Raw genomic sequence first — 18,409 nt, 5'->3', positions numbered from 1 at the left:
AATTATTTTGATCTCTCTATTGTGAATTGCACTAATTGCCCCAATGATTGTTTATAAATGGATTCTTCAAATTCATTGAGCAATTCCATTGCCTCTTCATAAAACTTGCGCATCACTCCCTGGGCATATTCCAGGCCACCTGATTGCTTTACAAATTGTATTACCTCAGCAACTTTCTTATTATCTTCAGAATGTTTTCTAATTATCTTTATTATCCGTTTTTTATCCGATCTGGATGCCTCCGACAAGGCTTTTATTAACGGAAGCGTCATTTTCTTTTCCTTAATATCGATACCCAGCGGTTTACCGATCTCATCATCACCATAATCAAATAAGTCATCTTTAATCTGAAAGGCCATTCCCACTTTCTCACCAAACAGTCGCATTTTCTCAACCTGCCCATTTTGAACACCTGCAGAACTCGCACCTACTGCACAGCAAGATGCAATTAAAGAAGCCGTTTTTTGTCTGATAATCTCGTAATATACATCCTCAGTGATATCTAAAACCCTGGCCTTTTCTATCTGCAATAACTCGCCTTCACTCATCTCTTTAACCGCAGAAGATACTATTTTCAACAACTCAAAATCATTGTTATCTACTGACAACAGTAACCCTCTCGATAGCAGGTAATCCCCAACCAATACAGCAATTTTATTTTTCCATAATGCATTTATCGAGAAAAATCCACGTCTATAATTGGCATCATCCACAACATCGTCATGCACCAACGTTGCCGTATGTAAAAGTTCAATTAATGACGCTCCTCGGTAGGTTGACTCTTCTATTTTACCACAAGTACCAGCGCTTAGAAATACAAACATAGGGCGCATCTGTTTTCCTTTGCGCTTTATGATGTATGTCATTATTTTGTCAAGAAGTAGCACCTTGGTTTTCATAGATGAACGGAATTTCTTTTCAAATTCCTCCATCTCGGTGGCAATCGGTGCTTTTATTTCTTTTAGATTTAAGGCCATCTATCGACTAGTTGGCTACAATATTAACTCCAACGGGGAGCTTATCAAAACAAATAGTATGGCGAATCAAATAAAACAGGATTTTGAGCTTATAAGTAAAAATGATAACCGTCCATTTCTTGCTGATTTAACAGCTAGAAAGGCAATCGGTTCTCTACCAGTAATACTATTTATTCACGGATTCAAAGGTTTTAAAGACTGGGGCCATTTTAACCTGCTGGCTCAAAAATTTGCTGAGCACGGGTTTGCTTTTTTTAAGTTCAATATGTCATTCAACGGCATTTCAAACGATGACCCTAACAACTTTACAGATTTGGAGGCCTTTGGAAATAACAACTTTACAAAGGAATTGAACGACATTGACACGATGATCGATTTCATCCACTCAAACCCTGTTCCCGAATTAAATGTAGATACTGACAAACTGTTTGTAATTGGTCATAGTCGTGGTGGTGGAATTTCCATCGTTAAAACTAAAGAAGACAAACGTATAAAGGGGTTAGCTACCTGGGCAGCTGTGAATGATTTTTCTATGGGATTCACTGATCAACTTGTTGAGCACTGGCGTAAAGAAGGTGTACATTATGTTGAAAATACCCGTACAAACCAGATGATGCCTATTTACTTCCAGGCTTATCACGATCTAATGAACAATAGGGACAGATATAACCCTAAAAAAGCAATAAGTGAGTTGGAGCAACCAGTAATCATTTTTCATGGCGATAAAGATCCGACCGTTCCTGTGCAGCATGCCTATGAACTGAAGGAGTTAAAACCGGAGGCGGAGCTGCATGTGGTTGCTGGAGCAGACCATGTGTTTGGTGGCTCACACCCTTTTACACAGGACGATTTACACCCTCATACATACGAGGTATTGAATAAAACCGTATCTTTCTTCAAGAATATTTAAAACATGGATATCGATTTTAACTCAGAAGTATGGCGCCATATTCTGGTGTCACTTATCATTTTAGTAATTGCATTTATTCTTACAAAAATACTGAGGTATTCACTAAATAAGTTTGTGAAAACTGCCTCTCAAAAACTTAATGTAGACCCTACCAAGTATAACTTCATTAAGAATGCAGTAAGCTTTATCATTTTCATTATTGCCATAATCATCATATTCTATCGAATACCTGAATTAAAAGATTATGGCGTAACAATATTTGCAGGTGCCGGTGTATTTGCCGCCATTATTGGTTTTGCATCGCAATCGGCCTTTTCAAATATTATTACCGGAATTTTCCTGGTAATCTTTAAACCATTTCGTGTGGGCGATCATATTAAAATAGGCACTGATTTAATGGGCGAAGTGGAAGACATTACTCTCAGACACACAGTAATTAATAATTACGAAAACAGACGAATCGTTATTCCCAACTCGGTGATAAGTAATGAAACTATCATTAACTCTACGTTGAATGAATTTGAAACTTGCATGCACATTCACGTTGGCATCAGCTATGACTCAAGTGTAGATGTGGCTACCAAAATAATTCAGGAAGAGGCTGAAAAACATCCTGACTTTTTAGATGCTAGAACACCTGAAGATAAAGCTAACGGTGTACCTGCTGTAAGAGTTAGGCTTATTGAGTTTGGAGATAGCTCGTTAAATTTAAGAGGCTATGTGTGGGCAAGAGATCCAATGGTTGGTTTTGCCATGAAGTGTGACTTACATAAGTCAATTAAAGAAAGATTCGATAAAGAAGGTGTGGAAATACCATTCCCGCACAGAACCATTGTTTATAAAGACAAAAAATAGTTTATGCAGTTTGACTTTCCTAACCCGTTTGATTTTCCAAAAATTAAGTTTCCAAGTCTGATTAAGTCATCAAAAACAGCTGGCTTACCTCCCGGCCAATTGGTGCACTTGGGCGAGAAACTCACAGACAAATCGTTAGTTGAACTGATCAGCTATAACGATAAAGAATTTAGAGAAGCTAGCAGTGGCAAGTCTAACGAAATAACTGAAGGGCTTTCAGCCGAAACTGTTAACTGGATTAATATCGATGGGTTGCATAATGTGGATCTTATTCGCGAGGTAGGTGAACATTTTGCCGTAAACTCCCTAATACTTGAAGATATACTAAACTCCGATCAGCGGCCTAAAGTTGAAGAGTACGAGGAACACTTATTTTTCACCTTAAAAACTCTTAATGCCTTAAATACTGAGAGCATCATTTACGAGCAAATGAGTTTTGTTTTAGGCAAAAACTATATTCTATCTTTTCAGGAAAAGGAAGGTGACCTTTTCGAAGGAATGAGAAACCGATTGAAGAATGATCCCAATAGTAAAGCACGGAAAAAGCATGCCGACTATCTTTTTTACAGGTTTATAGATACCATAGTAGATAGTTACTTTTTAATTCTTGAAAATATAGCAGAGCGTATTGAATTGCTGGAAGACGAGGTTTTTGTTAATCCAACTAAACGCACCCTACAAAAAATACAACAGTTAAAAAAAGAATTGATTTTTCTTAGAAAATCAGTTTATCCGGTAAGAGAGGCCGTGAGTAAAATTAGTAAAGGCGAGTATCACTTTATTAAAAAAGAAACCATACAGTACTTCAATGATGTGTACGATCATACGATACAAGTAATTGAAACAATGGAAACCTACCGTGATCTTACTACCAGTTTAATGGACATGTATATGACCAGTGTGAGTAATAAGATGAATGAGGTAATGAAAGTGCTAACCATCATTGCTACTATCTTTATTCCACTCACATTTATAGCAGGTATTTACGGAATGAATTTCGAATATATGCCGGAACTCCAATGGAAGTATGGCTATGCTGCGGTTTGGGGTTTGATGCTTACCACTTTAATGATTATGGTAATCTATTTTAAAAGGAAGAAGTGGTTTTGATTCAGTCAATCACAAGAAAAAATGAAATTACCACAATTGTTGATGAAGCGTTAAGTACTTCAAAATCTAACCATGAATTAGCTCATCGGCTATTTTCCAACTTGCTTAACTACAAAGTAAAGTTTCCATTATTAGAACATGCTTCGACACTTATTTATAACCAACTGGATTCCAAACAGCTGATTGATTTTTGTTTTGAAATTGAAAAGCTCAAGACTATTGGAGGGAATGTAATAATAGGTAAACTACTGGAGCATAAACTTCAAGATAATTTCAAAGAATCAATAGATACTGCAACTGAGATTATAGCACTTGCTGATGATTGGTATGTAACAGATATTATTGGTGAGCGAGTTTATGGTGTCGCTCTATTAAATTACCCTGAACTAATGCTAACAGAATTTCAACCAATTGCTAAACACCCTGTCAACTGGGTAGTTAGATCAATTGGTCCGGGAGTTCATAGAGCAGTTAAACATGGGTTAAGTTATGCTAACTCCGAGAAGGCGTTTCAACTTCTTCTTAGTTTGGCTGCGGCAAAAGACTACCATATTAAAACGGGAATTGGTTGGGCCGCTAAAACTATTGCGAAGTTCCATCCAGATATTATTGAGAAGTATGATGATGAGATTAACTCTGAAAGTGTAGGACAATGGTTTCGAGGAAAAGTGAAAATTGGTCTTTCAAGACATGATTATGCCAAAAAAAAGAAAGGCTAAATCGATATTAAACAAAACCAAACGCAGAGACGCATGGTTTCTGGATGATTATACAGTAAACCCTTATTCTGCTTGCTCTTTTAATTGCCTCTTTTGCTTTATCAGAGGGAGTAAATATGGTACTCACATGGGTACGGCATTAGAAATAAAAACGAATGCTCCCGAACTTTTAGAAAAACAACTTTCAATACGTGCACGTAAAAATGAGTATGGTTTTATTGTATTATCTTCAGCCACTGACCCGTATCTAAAAGCTGAAAGTGAGTACAGGTTAACTCAGCAAATGCTGGAAGTTATTTGGAAATACAAATTTCCCGTTCATATCATCACCCGGTCAGACTTAGTAATAAGAGATTTAGAAATATTAAACTCAATTAATGAAGACGCTATTCTGCCCTCAGATCTGGCTCAAAAGTTAAAAGGAACTTTAGTTACATTTTCATTTTCAACCATTGAAGATAGTATAGCCCAAATATTTGAGCCGGGTGCCACTCCCCCCTCAGCGCGAATAGAGGCTGTACAAAAAATCAAAGAATCTGGACTCAAAACCGGCATTAGCTTTATGCCTATGATCCCTTATATAACAGACACTACAGAGCAATTAACTGCTTCATTTGAGGTATTCAAAAAAGTTGATGTTGACTATATTCTACCTGCAACCATTGCGCTTTATGGCGAAGGAAAAGCAGATAGCAAAACATTGGTTCTTGGTGCTATAGAAAAGCATTACCCAGAACTAGTCCCAAAGTATCAGAGGCTATTTTCGAAGCATAACGAGCTGCCAGCCTACTATCGCGAAGCTTTTGATAAGAAAATGGATGAGATGTGTGCCACATATGGAATAAAGCGTGCTATTATTTAGAAACTCTTTCTAATCAAAACGTCCAACTGCAGTTGATTCAGAATAAATTGTTATTTTAATTGTATGAACGCAGGCTACTCAGGAACCCCACTAGCCAAAAAACTTGGAATTAAAGAAGGCTACAAAGTGCTATTTGTAAACCAACCTGAGCATTACTTTAACCTGTTTGCCGACTTACCTGAAATTGAAGAAGCTAAGAAAACTGATTCTGAATTAGACTTCATTCATCTTTTTGTATTTACACATAAAGAAATGGATGCTCATTTTAAATCATGCAAATCTCAACTAGCAAAAAAAGGAACTCTTTGGGTGTCATGGCCCAAAAAGGCATCAAAAGTACCAACCGATTTGGATGGCAATATCGTTCGCGAATATGGCCTGGCCAATGGTCTTGTAGATGTGAAAGTTTGTGCAGTAGATAAAACCTGGTCGGGATTAAAGTTTATGTATCGGATTAAAGATAGATAGCAGAAACCATCAAATAACACATTAAGGGCAAGTTCCAATTAACTTCAGTACAGCATTACACTTTGCAAAACACCACTCACTGCTAAACTATTTTCTGTAATAATGTCCCCGATTAAGTAACTTAATTGATATATAGGTGAACCAAAACACTTTATTGAAATGAAAGAATACTTAATGCTCATTAGAAACAATGCAGAGAATGAGAATGAAATGAGTGCTGAAGAAATGCAAAAAAGCATTGAAGCACATACTAATTGGGTGGCACAATTAATGGAAAAAGGTCATTTTAAAGGCGGCAACCCCCTCATGCCACATGGGAAATGTATCAAAGGAAGTTCTGCTATAGTTACAGACGGACCATTCATTGAGTTAAAAGAAAGTATCAGCGGTTATTATTTTTTATTGGCCAACTCTCTGGAAGAGGCTACTGAGATTTCTAAAGGTTGTCCATCTCTTAAAATGGATGAAGCAACATTAGAGGTTAGAGAAGTTATTGATGTTGAAAAACCTTAATGCCAACTGAAAAAATTAAACAATTAACAGCACATCTTTTCAGGGAAAATTCTGGAAAGATGATTGCTGTATTGTCTAAAATATATGGCCTGCATGTACTAGATGAAATAAGTGATGTGGTGCAAGATACCTTTGAAACTGCATTAACAAAATGGAAATACGGAAGCATCCCGGATAACCCACCGGCATGGCTGATGAGTGTTGCAAAAAATAAAGCCGTAAACTATTTTAAAAGAAATAGTCGTTTGGCTCCATTAGATGCATCCCAAGAAGTAGAAAGTAATTCAGAAACCCATGAGGTGTATTTGGAAAATGAAGTAAGTGATAGTCAACTTAGACTACTTTTAACTTGTTGTAACCCTTCATTCTCTAAGAGAAATCAGATTTTAATTACACTTCATATTTTATCAGGCTTCGGGCGTAAAGAATTGGCCAATGCACTTTTAATGGAAGAAGAAGCCGTTAAAAAAGCACTTACTCGAACAAAAAAACATCTAAGGGAAAAGGTGGTGGAAATGGAAAGCCGCACTTTATTACAATCAGAAGAACGCATAGGTGTAGTTCACACCGTGTTATACCTAATGTTTAACGAAGGCTATAAATCCACCCGATCTGATCAGGTTATCAATCATGATCTGTGTTTTGAATCTATTCGCTTAACGAAGCTTTTACTAGAACCAGATACTTCACTTAGATACGAAACGTTTGCTTTGCTGTCGATTATGTTTTTTGCCTTGGCCAGGTTTCCTGCCCGTTTAAACGATACAGGTGACATTATTACTCTTGAAAAGCAGAATAGAAGTTTATGGGATAAGAAATACATCAATGAAGGAATCTTCTTTTTGAATAAAGCCACCAAATCTCAGGAAGTAAGTAAATATCATTTAGAGGCCATCATTTCATCCATTCATTGCTTAAGTCCAAACTTTGAAGAAACCAACTGGAAGCAGATTGTTTATTTATATGAACAATTGGAAAAAATAGAATACTCACCGCTATCACAGTTAAATAAAATTGTGGCTAAAAGCTATGTGAATGGACCGGCTATGGCATTGCAGGAATTAGAAGCAACAAAACAATCAGGTATACTAAATAACCATTATCTGATTTATGCCCTCGAGGGTGATTTACTTGCACGATTGAACAAACCAAATTTGGCCAAACGAGCATTTAATAAAGCTCAGGAATTATCAAAGAATAGACGCGAACATGAATTTCTAGCAGTCCGCATCCATGAACTTTAACATAATAATTGAAGAACTATGAAAAATATAATAATCACAATTGTTTTACTATTTGGAATTACCTTGAGTATACGAGCTCAAGAAGTGAATAAGTATTTTGTTTTACATTATACGATAGGCGAAAAATGGGACGTCAATAAACCATACGCTGAACAACCATACTTTTCTGAACACTCACAATTTTTAAAAGACCTGCGAAGCAGAGGTATTATCAAATTAGGAGCTAGATATTCAGATATTGGTCAAATCATATTCACTGCTAAAGATCAATCAGCGGCAGACAGTCTAATTTCATTAGATGCATCCGTTAAAAACGGCATTTTTAAAGCTGACATTTACCCTTTCAATGTATTTTATTATGGAGAGATTAATCAATTAAATAAACAAAATGAAAAGATGATGAAAAGTGCAATTCAAAATTTTCAAATTCCTGTAACAGACTTTGAACGCGCCTATCTGTTCTATACAAAAATTTTAAATACTGATCTACAAAAATTAGAATATGAAGGATCACAATTAGCAATATTCCCATTTAATCCTGATTCAGGTGTTGGAGGGACATTAATTAAAAGTGAGGGGTTAATACCTTCTAAAGAAGGCACAATGGTATACTTACATGCAGGAGAAGATTTATCTCCTCATTTAGAAAGAATTAATAAAAATGGTGGTGAAGTAATCAATGAAAAAACATCACTGGGTCCTGGAAATGGCTATTTTGCAATTTTTGATGATACTGAGGGCAATAGAGTGGGTTTGTATTCTACACATTAAAAAAGGGGTATTCCTAGAGAAAACAAGTTTACTATAGTACTATAAATTTAAAAGAAGGTCCCTCAAAAGACTGGCCATCCAGAGGAAACGAGGGATCTTTCTCAGTTAGAAGCGAATACATTAATATCTGAGTAAGATTCTTCCTACGTCAGAATGACTCCATATTTAATTTGTCTACCTTTTCAGGTTCCCTCTTTTCATTTGTAGTTGCTACTACTGCATCGCATTGGCCATTACGTGATAGCGTGGATCTTCAATATCTTTCTCAATAACTGCCTCCAGTTTCGGAGAAGCCTTTACCATTAATCTCTGACACTCTTCGCTCAGGTGTCTTATTTTAACTTCTTTGCCTGCCGCCTCGTATTTCTCTACTAAGTTGAAAAGGGCTTCCAAAGCAGAATGGTCAGAAACTCTGGATTCTATAAAGTCAATAATTACTTTATCAGGATCGCCATTTACATCGAACTTGCTGTTGAATTGCTGAATGCTACCAAAAAATAACGGCCCCCAGATTTCATACACCTTGGTGCCATCTTCTAGTGTGTGTTTTCTCGCTCGAATGCGTTTTGCATTTTCCCACGCAAAAACCAACGCACTGATAATGATACCAGCGATTACAGCAATCGCTAAATCAAAAATTACTGTTAGCGCTGAAACAGCCACAAGTACAATGGCATCACTCAAAGGAATTCTATTGATAATTCTGAAACTACTCCATGCAAATGTGCCAATCACCACCATAAACATTACTCCAACTAAGGCTGGAATAGGTACTTGCTCAATTAGACCAGAGGCAAATAAAATAAATGCCAACAATGAAAGGGCTGCTACAATTCCTGAAAGTCTGGTTCGTCCACCGGATTTAATGTTAATGATAGACTGACCGATCATGGCGCAACCGCCCATTCCACCAAATAAACCAGTGACAATATTGGCACCACCTTGTGCCATACATTCTCTATTAGAATGACCTCGTGTTTCAGTCAACTCATCAATTAAATTCAAAGTCATTAATGACTCTATCAACCCTATGGCCGCTAGAATAACTGCATAAGGTCCTATAAACTTCAAGGTTTCCCATGTAAATGGCACCTTATTAAAAATGTCTATTTGAAACGTTGGTAAGCCCCCCTCAAGACCAGAACCACCTCCACTTCTGATAAAGCTACCTACTGTAGCTACATCCAAGCCACCAAATATCACGATTCCGGAAACCACAATAATGGCGATCAATGCCTCTGGTAATTTCTTATTTATGCGCGGCAGGAAGTGCATAATGGCCATGGTTAAAAATACCAAGCCAATCATCAAGCCTAAGTCCAGCCCTTGCAACCACACCTTTTGCCCATCTACTACTTCTTTAAACATCCCTAATTGCGAAAGGAAGATTACAATGGCCAAACCGTTTACAAAACCCATCATTACAGGATGAGGAATTAAGCGTACGAATTTTCCCAGCTTTAAAAGGCCTACGATCATTTGAATGATTCCCATCAAAATCACCGTTGCGAAGAGATAATAAAGCCCAAGATTTTCACCTTCAGCACCCATAGCATTTCCTTGAGCTACCAAAGTAACCATCACCACTGCTAAGGCACCTGTTGCCCCTGAAATCATCCCCGGTCTGCCACCAAAAATAGAGGTAATCAAGCCAATCATAAATGCAGCGTAAAGACCCACCAAAGGATCTACACCAGCCACAAAGGCAAAGGCCACCGCCTCCGGCACTAAAGCCAACGCAACGGTTAGCCCACTTAAAATATCATTCTTGGCGTTAGCCGTTCTCTTTATTATAAATTCTCTCATAGTTTCCTGGAAAAGGGTGCAAAGCTAGAGCTTTAAGTATAGAAGGGCAAAGTATTCTTATTTCTAAATTTTTCATTCCATATTGCAATCGTATGCAAGCAAAGCTACCCATCATTGTTCTTGCTCAATTCTATTGCACCTCATTGTGGTTTGCTACCAATGCCGTAATAGGCGGACTGGTAGAAGACTTTTATTTAGAAACTACGGATGTTAGCTATTTAACTTCTGCAGTTCAGTTCGGGTTTATTTCAGGAACGCTTCTCTTTGCTATTCTTAATTTGGCCGATCGATTTTCACCATCAAAATTATTTTTCTGGTGTGCCGTATCCGGATCATTGATCAATTTAGCATTAACAGTACACTCCAACACACTAGTATCACTTCTTATCATTCGATTTTGTGTAGGTGTGCTGTTAGCAGGTATCTATCCGGTTGGAATGAAAATAGCGGCAGACTACTATCAAAAAGGCCTTGGAACTGCTTTGGGGTATTTGGTAGGTGCTTTAGTTTTAGGTACAGCACTGCCTCACCTCATTAAGTTCTTCTCAGGAAGTTTAGACTGGCAAGTAGTAATCTATTGCACTTCAGCCCTCGCCTTTCTTGGTGGACTTAGCATTCTGCTTTTTGTACCTGATGGTCCATATCGTAAACCCGGTTTGCAAGTTAAATTATCTGCCTTCTTTGACGTTTTTAAAAATAAAGAACTCAAGTCAGCAGCCTTCGGCTATTTCGGACATATGTGGGAGCTGTATACCTTTTGGGCATTTGTACCTTTGATGCTTGCAGCCGTTTCAGAATACAGTAATTATGAAGTGAACATTTCAGGCTGGTCCTTTTTGATTATTGCCATAGGCGGAATTGGTTGCGTAATTGGTGGCTATCTATCCGTTTCTGGAGGTGTTAAACAAATCGCTTTTATTTCGCTATCAATATCTGGTATGTGTTGCCTGCTGTCACCCATCGCATTTAGTTATTTACCTACCGAACTATTTTTAACTTTCCTGCTCATCTGGGGTTTTACTGTAATTCCTGATTCACCGCTCTTTTCTACATTGGTAGCCACTCACGCAGAGGCTCAAACGAAAGGTACTGCACTTACTATCGTAAATTGCATCGGCTTTTCCTTAACCATCATCAGTATACAACTCACACAATACTTGCTTGACATTTTTGCAACACCACTGGTATTTTTAGTCCTTGTTATTGGGCCACTTTTCGGTTTGATGAGCCTGAAAAAAGTGCGTATTTAGAATTCTATTTGAACCGACTTCCCCACCGGTAGTATCCTGCCCGATATCTCTACACTATCGTTGGTATACGACTGCACATGGTCTTTATTAATTACAAACGACTTATGCGACCGCATGAAGGAATCCGGCAATAATTCTTCTGCTTCTTTTAATGAAATATAACTGATCAGTTTTTTATCATCCTTCAAATAAAAGATCACATAATTACCCAATCCCTCAATGTATCGGATGTCCTTTGGGTTAACCCGATAGTTTCTTTTCTCTGCACGTATTTCTATTAACTCTTCCAGAGCATCTTCCTTTTTCTCATGCTCTATTTTCCAATATTGAAATATTTTCAATGCTGATAGTAAAAGAACTGTGGTATTGATCAATACAACTGACTGTATAATTCCACCGATTGATAACAAACCATGTGTAGTTTCCAGTATCAATAACTCATAATAGAAATAAGTGAACAGCCGCTGAAGGATGCCACCGATAATGATCACCAACAAATAGTACATTCCGAACTTAACTTCCTTTTTTTTCAACAAGAAGTTCGGTATCAAGAAATACATTGAAATGTATGAAGCCGTAATTCTAATGGGCAGCAAAATAAACTCCAGCCCAAAGCTTTCATAATAGCTACCCTTGGCCCATATCAGACTAAACAGAATATAATAAGCAGCCCAAAATAATGTATGGGTTAATATTCTTGAACCAAATAAATAGCCGTTTCTAAACATCCGCAGTTTTAGAATATCATATTTTGAGAGTCATACGCATAACAAGTCGCATCGTTCACATAAATAAGAAAAATCAATGAGCTCTATTCTACAAATTGGCAGAAAAACAAGAAAACTATGCGGTCAATTACATTACTATTTTTAATTATCACAGTTGCTACTTCAGCACAGAAACTAACGCGAAGAGCGCAATGGCAAGCATCATTAAACAAAGTGGATGGAGCACCCGGTGCCATTCTAAAATCCATTGAAAAAGATAGCCCACTCGATAAGTCGGGCTTAATGATAGGTGATATTTTACTTAGTGTTGATGGAAGGTTAATCACAATACCTGAGGATATTACTTCCGTTACCTATGCCATAAGAGCCAACACCCCTACTGAACTGCTCGTGCGAAGAGGTGCCGATGTTTTTAATAAATCAGTAACTCTTAATGCCCTGCCACTCGAAGAGCATGAAGGTTTGCAAACTAATTATACTGAAATAATTAGTGACTATGGGTTGAGCCATCGGGCGATTATCACCAAACCGGAAAATAGCCAAGGTAAACTACCAGCTATATTTTTCGTGCAAGGTTTGAGTTGCAGCACATTAGAAACCTACACCGACCGAAGCCATAATTGGGCACGAATGATACGCACTGTTGTTGAGCAATCCGGAATGGTTGTAATGCGGGTAGACAAACCGGGCGTTGGTGACAGTGAGGGTGATTGTGCCTCGGGAGATTTTGAAATGGATCTGGCCGGCTACAAAGCGGGCATTAGAAAGCTGAAATCATTGGATTATGTAGATACCACCAAAATTATACTTTATGGTTCAAGTATGGGCAGCGCCCAAGCACCTATGCTGGCCAATGAGTTTAACCTTGCAGGAGTAATTTCAGATGGTACTTTCTTTAAAACCTGGTTTGAGCATATGCTGGAAATCGAACGAAGGCTTCAGGAAATGCAAGGGGTTGACGAGAGCACCATCATTAAGAAAATGAATGAAGGGTACATTCCGCTTTATTACAACATGCTAATTCTAAAAAAGAGCTATGGCGAAATTATTGATGAATATCCTGCTTTAGCCGAATACAATTACCACTCACCCAATCACATGTATGGCAGACCCATGGAATATTACCATCAATTGCAGGATTATGATTTAGCCGGAGAATGGGAGCGGCTAAAAGCACCTGTAAGGATATTAAGAGGCACCAATGATTGGATAATGTCAGATTTCGACAATGATATGATCATAGAAGTTTTGGAAAAAGCAGGCCATAAAGATCACGAATTGGTAAGGTATAAGGATTTGGATCATTGGAATACTATCCATGAGTCGCCAGATAATTCATTTTTTGGAAAGCCGGGTACATGGGATCCAAAAATGGCCGAATTGGTAGTTAATTGGGCCAGGGAAATGGCTGGAATGAAACCCATTAAGCTCAAATAAACGTATGAGTGGTATGGATAGAAAAACATTTATCAGAAACGGCCTGCTTGGCAGTGCCGTTTTTTTAACCCCAAACATGGTTAGCGCTGCTGATAACGAACCTTATAGCAGAGATATAGTAAAGGAGTTCGTAGCTGCTGGCCACAATAATCTCGATCGGGTGAAAGAAATGCTGGCCAATGACCCTAACCTCATTCATTGCCGGCACGATTGGGGAAGTGGTGATTTTGAGGAAGCCATTGAAGGTGCCGGACATGTTGGAAACAAAGAAATAGCCAATTATTTGATCGAATCAGGCAGCAGACTAAACATATTCGCTTTAACAATGCTAGGCAAAGCGGAGTTGGTAAAACCCGTATTGGAGATTTATCCGAACGCCATCCATTCTATAGGCCCGCATGGGTTTACCTTATTACATTATGCTAAAGTTGGTGGTGAAGAAGCTGCTCAGTTGTATGAATATCTTCAGTCAAAAGGTTTAAAAGAAACGAAAGTGAATATCAAATAGCGAAGGCGGATTACACCATGTGAATATTTGGGTCCACTACCTCTAGCTTTTTAGAATTCAACATATTTTTTGGAATGCTGGCAACGATGTGATCCATTAAAACACTAATCATATTTTCCTTATTTGTTCTGGGGCGTTTGATCAAACCTACTTCTCTTGCTTTCGTTTTTCCTGTATTTATTTCGCTAATATTTTCCTCTTGTTCTTCGTTAAGAATTAATGTAGTTAGCTCTGGCAAAATAGTCATTCCGCCTTTACTATCCACAATTCTGATGAGTGCATCAATGGAGTTACTTCTATAAATAAAATCTTTATTTTCCCTGATTTTAGAAACATTACAAAAATCATTCACCTGATCTCTAAAGCAGTTACCCTCATCTAAAAGCCATAGTTTACGGTAATCGATAGTAGATAATGTCCGTTGCCGTTTAGGAACCTTTGGAGAGGAATACAAAAAAAATTTCTCGTAAAACAACGGAAATGACTCCACACCTGAGGCATTGATGGGTGTAGATAAAATACCCGCATCCAGCTGGCCATCTCTCACGCCCACTACCGTTTTTTCGGTAATCACTTCATTAATGTCTAGTGAAATACCCGGATACTTTTCCTGAAAAGAATAGGCAAATAGCGGCACCAGAAAAGGAGCCAGTGTAGGAATAATTCCAATTTTTAAAGTGCCTGATAATGAATCTGATGTATTCAACGCAAACTCCTTTAAGTCATCTGCCTGATGCACCACTCCACTTGCTTTATCTAAAAATGCGCGGCCTTCAACTGTAGGCACTACCGGGCTCCGCGATCGATCAAAAATGAGTAGCCCCATTTCTTTCTCCAGCTTGCTTATTTGTAAACTCAGTGCTGGCTGACTAATTTTTAAATGATGGGCGGCCTCTCCAAAATTGCCATATTTCTGTAACTGTAAGGCATAGTTTAATTGCTGTAGTGTCATAATAAGAACTTATAAAGACATAAAACTAATAAATACAACTTATACTAAGTTAGAGGTAAACTTCTAAATATTACATAACCATGACCATTACAGAAGCACTGAGAAATAAAGACCTGGTTGCACTTAAAAATATTATTACCAACAATCCACAAGTCGTTAACCATCCGGATGGACGCGGTTTCACCCCATTAATTCTCGCTACTTACTTTGACGATGTTGATGCTGCCAAAATACTGCTTGAATCCGGAGCCAATATTAATGCCCAGGATGCGAGTGGCAATACAGCATTAATGGGTGTTTGCTTTAAAGGGTCAGAAAAAATTGTTAATTTACTATTGGATCATGGAGCCGATACCTCATTAAAAAATCATCAGGGGGACACAGCACTTGCATTTGCAGAAAAATATGATCAACCAGCAATTGCAAAATTGCTTAAAGAAAGAGTGAATAGTTAAAAGCAAAAAAGTATAGAAAAATTGGCTTGAGATGAAATTTATAAGCATACAGGGACCAGCTGCACCCGGCTTTTTCATGGACAATGAAAGATGCCAGCGATTCCATAGTTTGCTTCACTCCATGTTCGATAGCCAGTATTTTCTTACCAATTCAAAGTACAAAACGGATATCATTTACGAGAATTCGTTGAACTTGAATGACTATATTATCAATCAATTATTTAAATACGCTGATAAGCCATTCGATGGTAAATGTCGTAAGCATTTTTACACTTCTTCAGAAGCCAAAAACACATTAGAAGCATTTTTTATCCGGCTATATCATTTTACACAGCGTAAAGAGTGGTATGAGGAGTTTATCCAAAAATTTGATCAGGAGATAAGAGAAAACCCTCAAAACCCGATAGCAAGACATCTTCTCGGGTGCTTTAAACATATTGAATTGAGTAATTTCCAAAATCTGTATGAAGATGTATTGCAGCAAAAAAAGTTAACTATAGACCGCCACCAAACATATGGTCTGTTAGTAGAGTACCTTTCAAGGTTTAATGTGAATTAAACAGAGGCAAGCTCATCCGAATATAAAGGCAGATTCACTAAGAAGGTTGTCCCCTTCCCTTCGTCACTTTCAACTTCAATAGTACCTTGGTTCATTTTTACGAACTCATAAACGAGCTGCAAACCAAGACCTAGGCCCTTTTCCCCATCTGTGCCATAAGATGACTTACTACCCACCTGGTTGAACAATTGTGATAATTTTTCTTTGGGGATGCCTATACCCGTATCCGTAATTTTTATCTCAGCACTGTTCTCTAGTTGCGAAACAGATGCTGTAACACTTCCTCCTTCAGGAGTGAACTTGATCGCATTATTTACTAGGTTTCTAAAAATGGTCTGCGTAGAGTTTTTATCCACCCATACCTGAGCATCAGAATCAACATCTAATTGCAATTGGATATTCTTGGCTTTCGCACTATTAATAAACAATGTATTAATACCTTCAAATATTGATTTCAAAGAAACCTGTTGAGGTTTGTAATCCATTCTACCCTGCTGCTGCATGGCCCATTCTAGCATGCCATCTAACATTCCGGAAAGATCTTTAGACGTTTTTTCGACATGCTCTGCTATTTCTACTAACCCCTCTTTATCATTATCTTCTGCGGAGTATTTTATGAGCCTGCTTATGCCTGTAAATGCATGCACCGGCCCGCGCAAGTCATGTGAGATAATGGAGAAAAACTTGTCTTTAGTCTTATTCAGTTCTTCTAGCTGAGCCTTTTGATCTTCAAGAATGGCATTAATCCTGGTTTTGTCTCGGTTATTTTTGTAAATCAAGCCAACAAGAGCAAGTAGTAAGATTGCTCCTCCAGTACTTGCATAGAGTAATATTTTTTGAGTCTTCTTTTCTGCCGTTAGCAAGTCTACTTCTGCCTGCTTCTGCCCAACTTCAAATTCAGTTCTTAAATCACCTAGTTCACGAATTTTTTCTGCACTCATCAAGCTATCACGATATGCATAATATTTAGATTGATATTCAAAGGCCTTTTCAATGTAGCCTTTTATTTTATAAGCTTCTGATAAGTGCTTTGATGCATTCTGAATTTGTTGCTTAAGTCCGTGTTCCCGTGCAATATTATAACCCTCCTCAAGATTTTTAATTCCCAATTCTATTTGACCATTATCGATATATACCCCACCAATCTCTACTAAACAATCTGAAATAGCGTAGTAATCTTGATTATTTTCCATTATTACTACGGCCTCATTTAGTTGAGAAGTGGCTGCTGCTATTTGATTTGTTTTGGCAAGTACAAGAGCTAGATTACTTTTTGCATAAGATTTAACTCTATTACTTATTCCGTTTTTAATGGCACTTGCTTTATTTAAAACTTCAAGAGCTAGTTCAAATTGTTCTGCTTTATAGGCTGCATATCCATAATTAACAAATAAAACTGCAATTCTTGAAGGATCAACTTTGTTCCTATAGATGGCCTCAACCAATTTATAATATTCAATTGCTTTACCATAGTCTTCTTGCGCTGTATATAATGAAGCAATATTTGTATATGCATCACCAAGGCTAATTGAATCTGATTTTTGATTAGCAATTTTTACTGCATTAAGATAGGCCTCTAATGAAGAAGTATGATTGCCTAATAATTTTTGGGCAAACCCTTTACTGATATACCCTAGATAATGATATCTATAGTTTTTCTGTTTAACAGCTTCCTCAATTAGTAAATCAGCATACTTGGCCTTTTTATTTGGTTGGGGTACTTGATAACTTATATCATGTAAAATATCAAGCTTTGATTCCCCAACTTCTGTATTCCTGTCTAATATCTCAATGAGACTATCAGAGACATTGTATTTCTGAGCAACTAATGAATTCGAAAAGAAACAAAAAATGGCGATTATTATCGCCATTTTATTTCTTATCAAGAATATATTGTTAAGCTCCATCAGGCTGTTTGAGCTCTGGATCCTTTTCTTTATCACCATCTGCTGTCTTATACTTAATAGTATAGCCATTGTATTTAGGAGTATTATCCAAACCTGATTCAATAAGCCCTTGAAATGACTGACCTCCATCATTAGACTTTGGTTTTGTTTCCCAAATATCTGTTGACTTACGACCTCCCTTAGTTTCATTAACATTTATGTTGTTGATTTTCAGAATATTGCTATTAGAAGCAAGTCTCCAAACAACTGTATCACCAGTATCAACGCCAGTTACAGTATCTTCCTCTAAAGGACTAAAGTTGGTGTTATCCATAGAATAATACAAGTCGTCATTTTGGTACTTTAAGTACATAGTTATTGTAGCCATCTTATAAACTT

Annotated in this window: 20 protein-coding genes; 14 read left to right on the top strand and 6 right to left on the bottom strand. The window is 37.5% G+C overall.

All coding sequences use genetic code 11. From position 1 onward, the window contains the following. Positions 1-2: 2 nt before the first annotated feature. Positions 3-977: a polyprenyl synthetase family protein gene (locus tag JR347_RS09170; protein WP_205723751.1), complete on the bottom strand. Its 975-nt coding sequence runs from the start codon at positions 975-977 to the stop codon at positions 3-5. A 58-nt stretch (positions 978-1,035) separates the two neighbouring features. On the opposite strand from JR347_RS09170, the gene JR347_RS09165 reads away from it, so the two are divergent. The 9 genes from JR347_RS09165 (at position 1,036) to JR347_RS09125 (ending at position 8,429) form a co-directional block, all read left to right on the top strand. Then, positions 1,036-1,887, top strand: coding sequence for an alpha/beta hydrolase (locus tag JR347_RS09165; protein ID WP_205723750.1), 852 nt, complete (start codon positions 1,036-1,038; stop codon positions 1,885-1,887). A 3-nt stretch (positions 1,888-1,890) separates the two neighbouring features. Continuing rightward, on the top strand, positions 1,891-2,742 hold the full coding sequence (locus JR347_RS09160; RefSeq protein ID WP_205723749.1) for a mechanosensitive ion channel family protein: 852 nt from the start codon (positions 1,891-1,893) through the stop codon (positions 2,740-2,742). 3 nt (positions 2,743-2,745) lie between these two features. Then, positions 2,746-3,852 carry a magnesium/cobalt transporter CorA gene (corA, locus tag JR347_RS09155; protein WP_205723748.1) on the top strand — a complete coding sequence of 369 codons (1,107 nt, stop codon included), beginning with the start codon at positions 2,746-2,748 and terminating at the stop codon, positions 3,850-3,852. After that, entirely contained in the window at positions 3,849-4,571 is a 723-nt protein-coding gene (locus JR347_RS09150; protein ID WP_205723747.1) for a DNA alkylation repair protein, read from the top strand. The genes corA and JR347_RS09150 overlap by 4 nt, the downstream gene beginning before the upstream one ends. Continuing rightward, positions 4,549-5,433 (top strand): SPL family radical SAM protein, encoded by an 885-nt coding sequence (locus JR347_RS09145; protein ID WP_205723746.1) that lies wholly within the window; start codon positions 4,549-4,551, stop codon positions 5,431-5,433. Before JR347_RS09150 ends, JR347_RS09145 begins: the two co-directional genes overlap by 23 nt. 63 nt (positions 5,434-5,496) lie before the next feature. After that, a complete protein-coding gene (locus tag JR347_RS09140) occupies positions 5,497-5,901 on the top strand; it encodes a DUF3052 domain-containing protein (protein ID WP_205723745.1) in 405 nt (134 codons plus the stop codon). Positions 5,902-6,060: 159 nt separating this feature from the next. Next, on the top strand, positions 6,061-6,414 hold the full coding sequence (locus tag JR347_RS09135; RefSeq protein WP_205723744.1) for a YciI family protein: 354 nt from the start codon (positions 6,061-6,063) through the stop codon (positions 6,412-6,414). Beyond that, positions 6,414-7,658 (top strand): RNA polymerase sigma factor, encoded by a 1,245-nt coding sequence (locus JR347_RS09130; protein ID WP_205723743.1) that lies wholly within the window; start codon positions 6,414-6,416, stop codon positions 7,656-7,658. The genes JR347_RS09135 and JR347_RS09130 overlap by 1 nt, the downstream gene beginning before the upstream one ends. Positions 7,659-7,676: 18 nt before the next feature. Further along, a complete protein-coding gene (locus JR347_RS09125; RefSeq protein WP_205723742.1) occupies positions 7,677-8,429 on the top strand; it encodes a VOC family protein in 753 nt (250 codons plus the stop codon). Positions 8,430-8,642: 213 nt separating this feature from the next. Here the strand turns inward: JR347_RS09125 and JR347_RS09120 are convergent, their stop codons facing one another. Then, positions 8,643-10,235: a SulP family inorganic anion transporter gene (locus JR347_RS09120; RefSeq protein WP_205723741.1), complete on the bottom strand. Its 1,593-nt coding sequence runs from the start codon at positions 10,233-10,235 to the stop codon at positions 8,643-8,645. A gap of 92 nt (positions 10,236-10,327) precedes the next feature. On the opposite strand from JR347_RS09120, the gene JR347_RS09115 reads away from it, so the two are divergent. Continuing rightward, positions 10,328-11,485: an MFS transporter gene (locus tag JR347_RS09115; protein WP_205723740.1), complete on the top strand. Its 1,158-nt coding sequence runs from the start codon at positions 10,328-10,330 to the stop codon at positions 11,483-11,485. Here JR347_RS09115 and JR347_RS09110 read toward each other — a convergent pair. Beyond that, a complete protein-coding gene (locus tag JR347_RS09110) occupies positions 11,482-12,213 on the bottom strand; it encodes a LytR/AlgR family response regulator transcription factor (RefSeq protein ID WP_205723739.1) in 732 nt (243 codons plus the stop codon). The genes JR347_RS09115 and JR347_RS09110 overlap by 4 nt on opposite strands. A gap of 117 nt (positions 12,214-12,330) precedes the next feature. On the opposite strand from JR347_RS09110, the gene JR347_RS09105 reads away from it, so the two are divergent. Further along, on the top strand, positions 12,331-13,650 hold the full coding sequence (locus JR347_RS09105; RefSeq protein ID WP_205723738.1) for an alpha/beta fold hydrolase: 1,320 nt from the start codon (positions 12,331-12,333) through the stop codon (positions 13,648-13,650). 13 nt (positions 13,651-13,663) lie between these two features. Then, on the top strand, positions 13,664-14,158 hold the full coding sequence (locus tag JR347_RS09100) for a hypothetical protein (RefSeq protein WP_205723737.1): 495 nt from the start codon (positions 13,664-13,666) through the stop codon (positions 14,156-14,158). 10 nt (positions 14,159-14,168) lie between these two features. Here the strand turns inward: JR347_RS09100 and JR347_RS09095 are convergent, their stop codons facing one another. Further along, positions 14,169-15,110 (bottom strand): hydrogen peroxide-inducible genes activator, encoded by a 942-nt coding sequence (locus JR347_RS09095; protein ID WP_205723736.1) that lies wholly within the window; start codon positions 15,108-15,110, stop codon positions 14,169-14,171. Between the two features lie 80 nt (positions 15,111-15,190). Between JR347_RS09095 and JR347_RS09090 the strand changes: the two genes are divergently transcribed. Together JR347_RS09090 and JR347_RS09085 are read left to right on the top strand one after the other, a co-directional pair. Next, a complete protein-coding gene (locus JR347_RS09090) occupies positions 15,191-15,565 on the top strand; it encodes an ankyrin repeat domain-containing protein (protein ID WP_205723735.1) in 375 nt (124 codons plus the stop codon). Positions 15,566-15,596: 31 nt separating this feature from the next. Next, positions 15,597-16,124, top strand: a complete 528-nt coding sequence (locus JR347_RS09085) for a hypothetical protein (RefSeq protein ID WP_205723734.1) — start codon at positions 15,597-15,599, stop codon at positions 16,122-16,124. Here the strand turns inward: JR347_RS09085 and JR347_RS09080 are convergent. Further along, a complete protein-coding gene (locus tag JR347_RS09080; protein WP_205723733.1) occupies positions 16,121-17,995 on the bottom strand; it encodes a tetratricopeptide repeat-containing sensor histidine kinase in 1,875 nt (624 codons plus the stop codon). The two genes, JR347_RS09085 and JR347_RS09080, sit on opposite strands and share 4 nt — an antisense overlap. A 25-nt stretch (positions 17,996-18,020) precedes the next feature. After that, positions 18,021-18,398, bottom strand: coding sequence for a hypothetical protein (locus tag JR347_RS09075; RefSeq protein ID WP_205723732.1), 378 nt, complete (start codon positions 18,396-18,398; stop codon positions 18,021-18,023). Positions 18,399-18,409: the final 11 nt, after the last annotated feature.

The sequence above is a fragment of the Fulvivirga lutea genome (assembly GCF_017068455.1).
GTDB lineage: Bacteria > Bacteroidota > Bacteroidia > Cytophagales > Cyclobacteriaceae > Fulvivirga > Fulvivirga lutea.
Note: the sequence above shows the minus strand (reverse complement) of the source record. Positions and strands in the feature narration are given on the sequence as shown.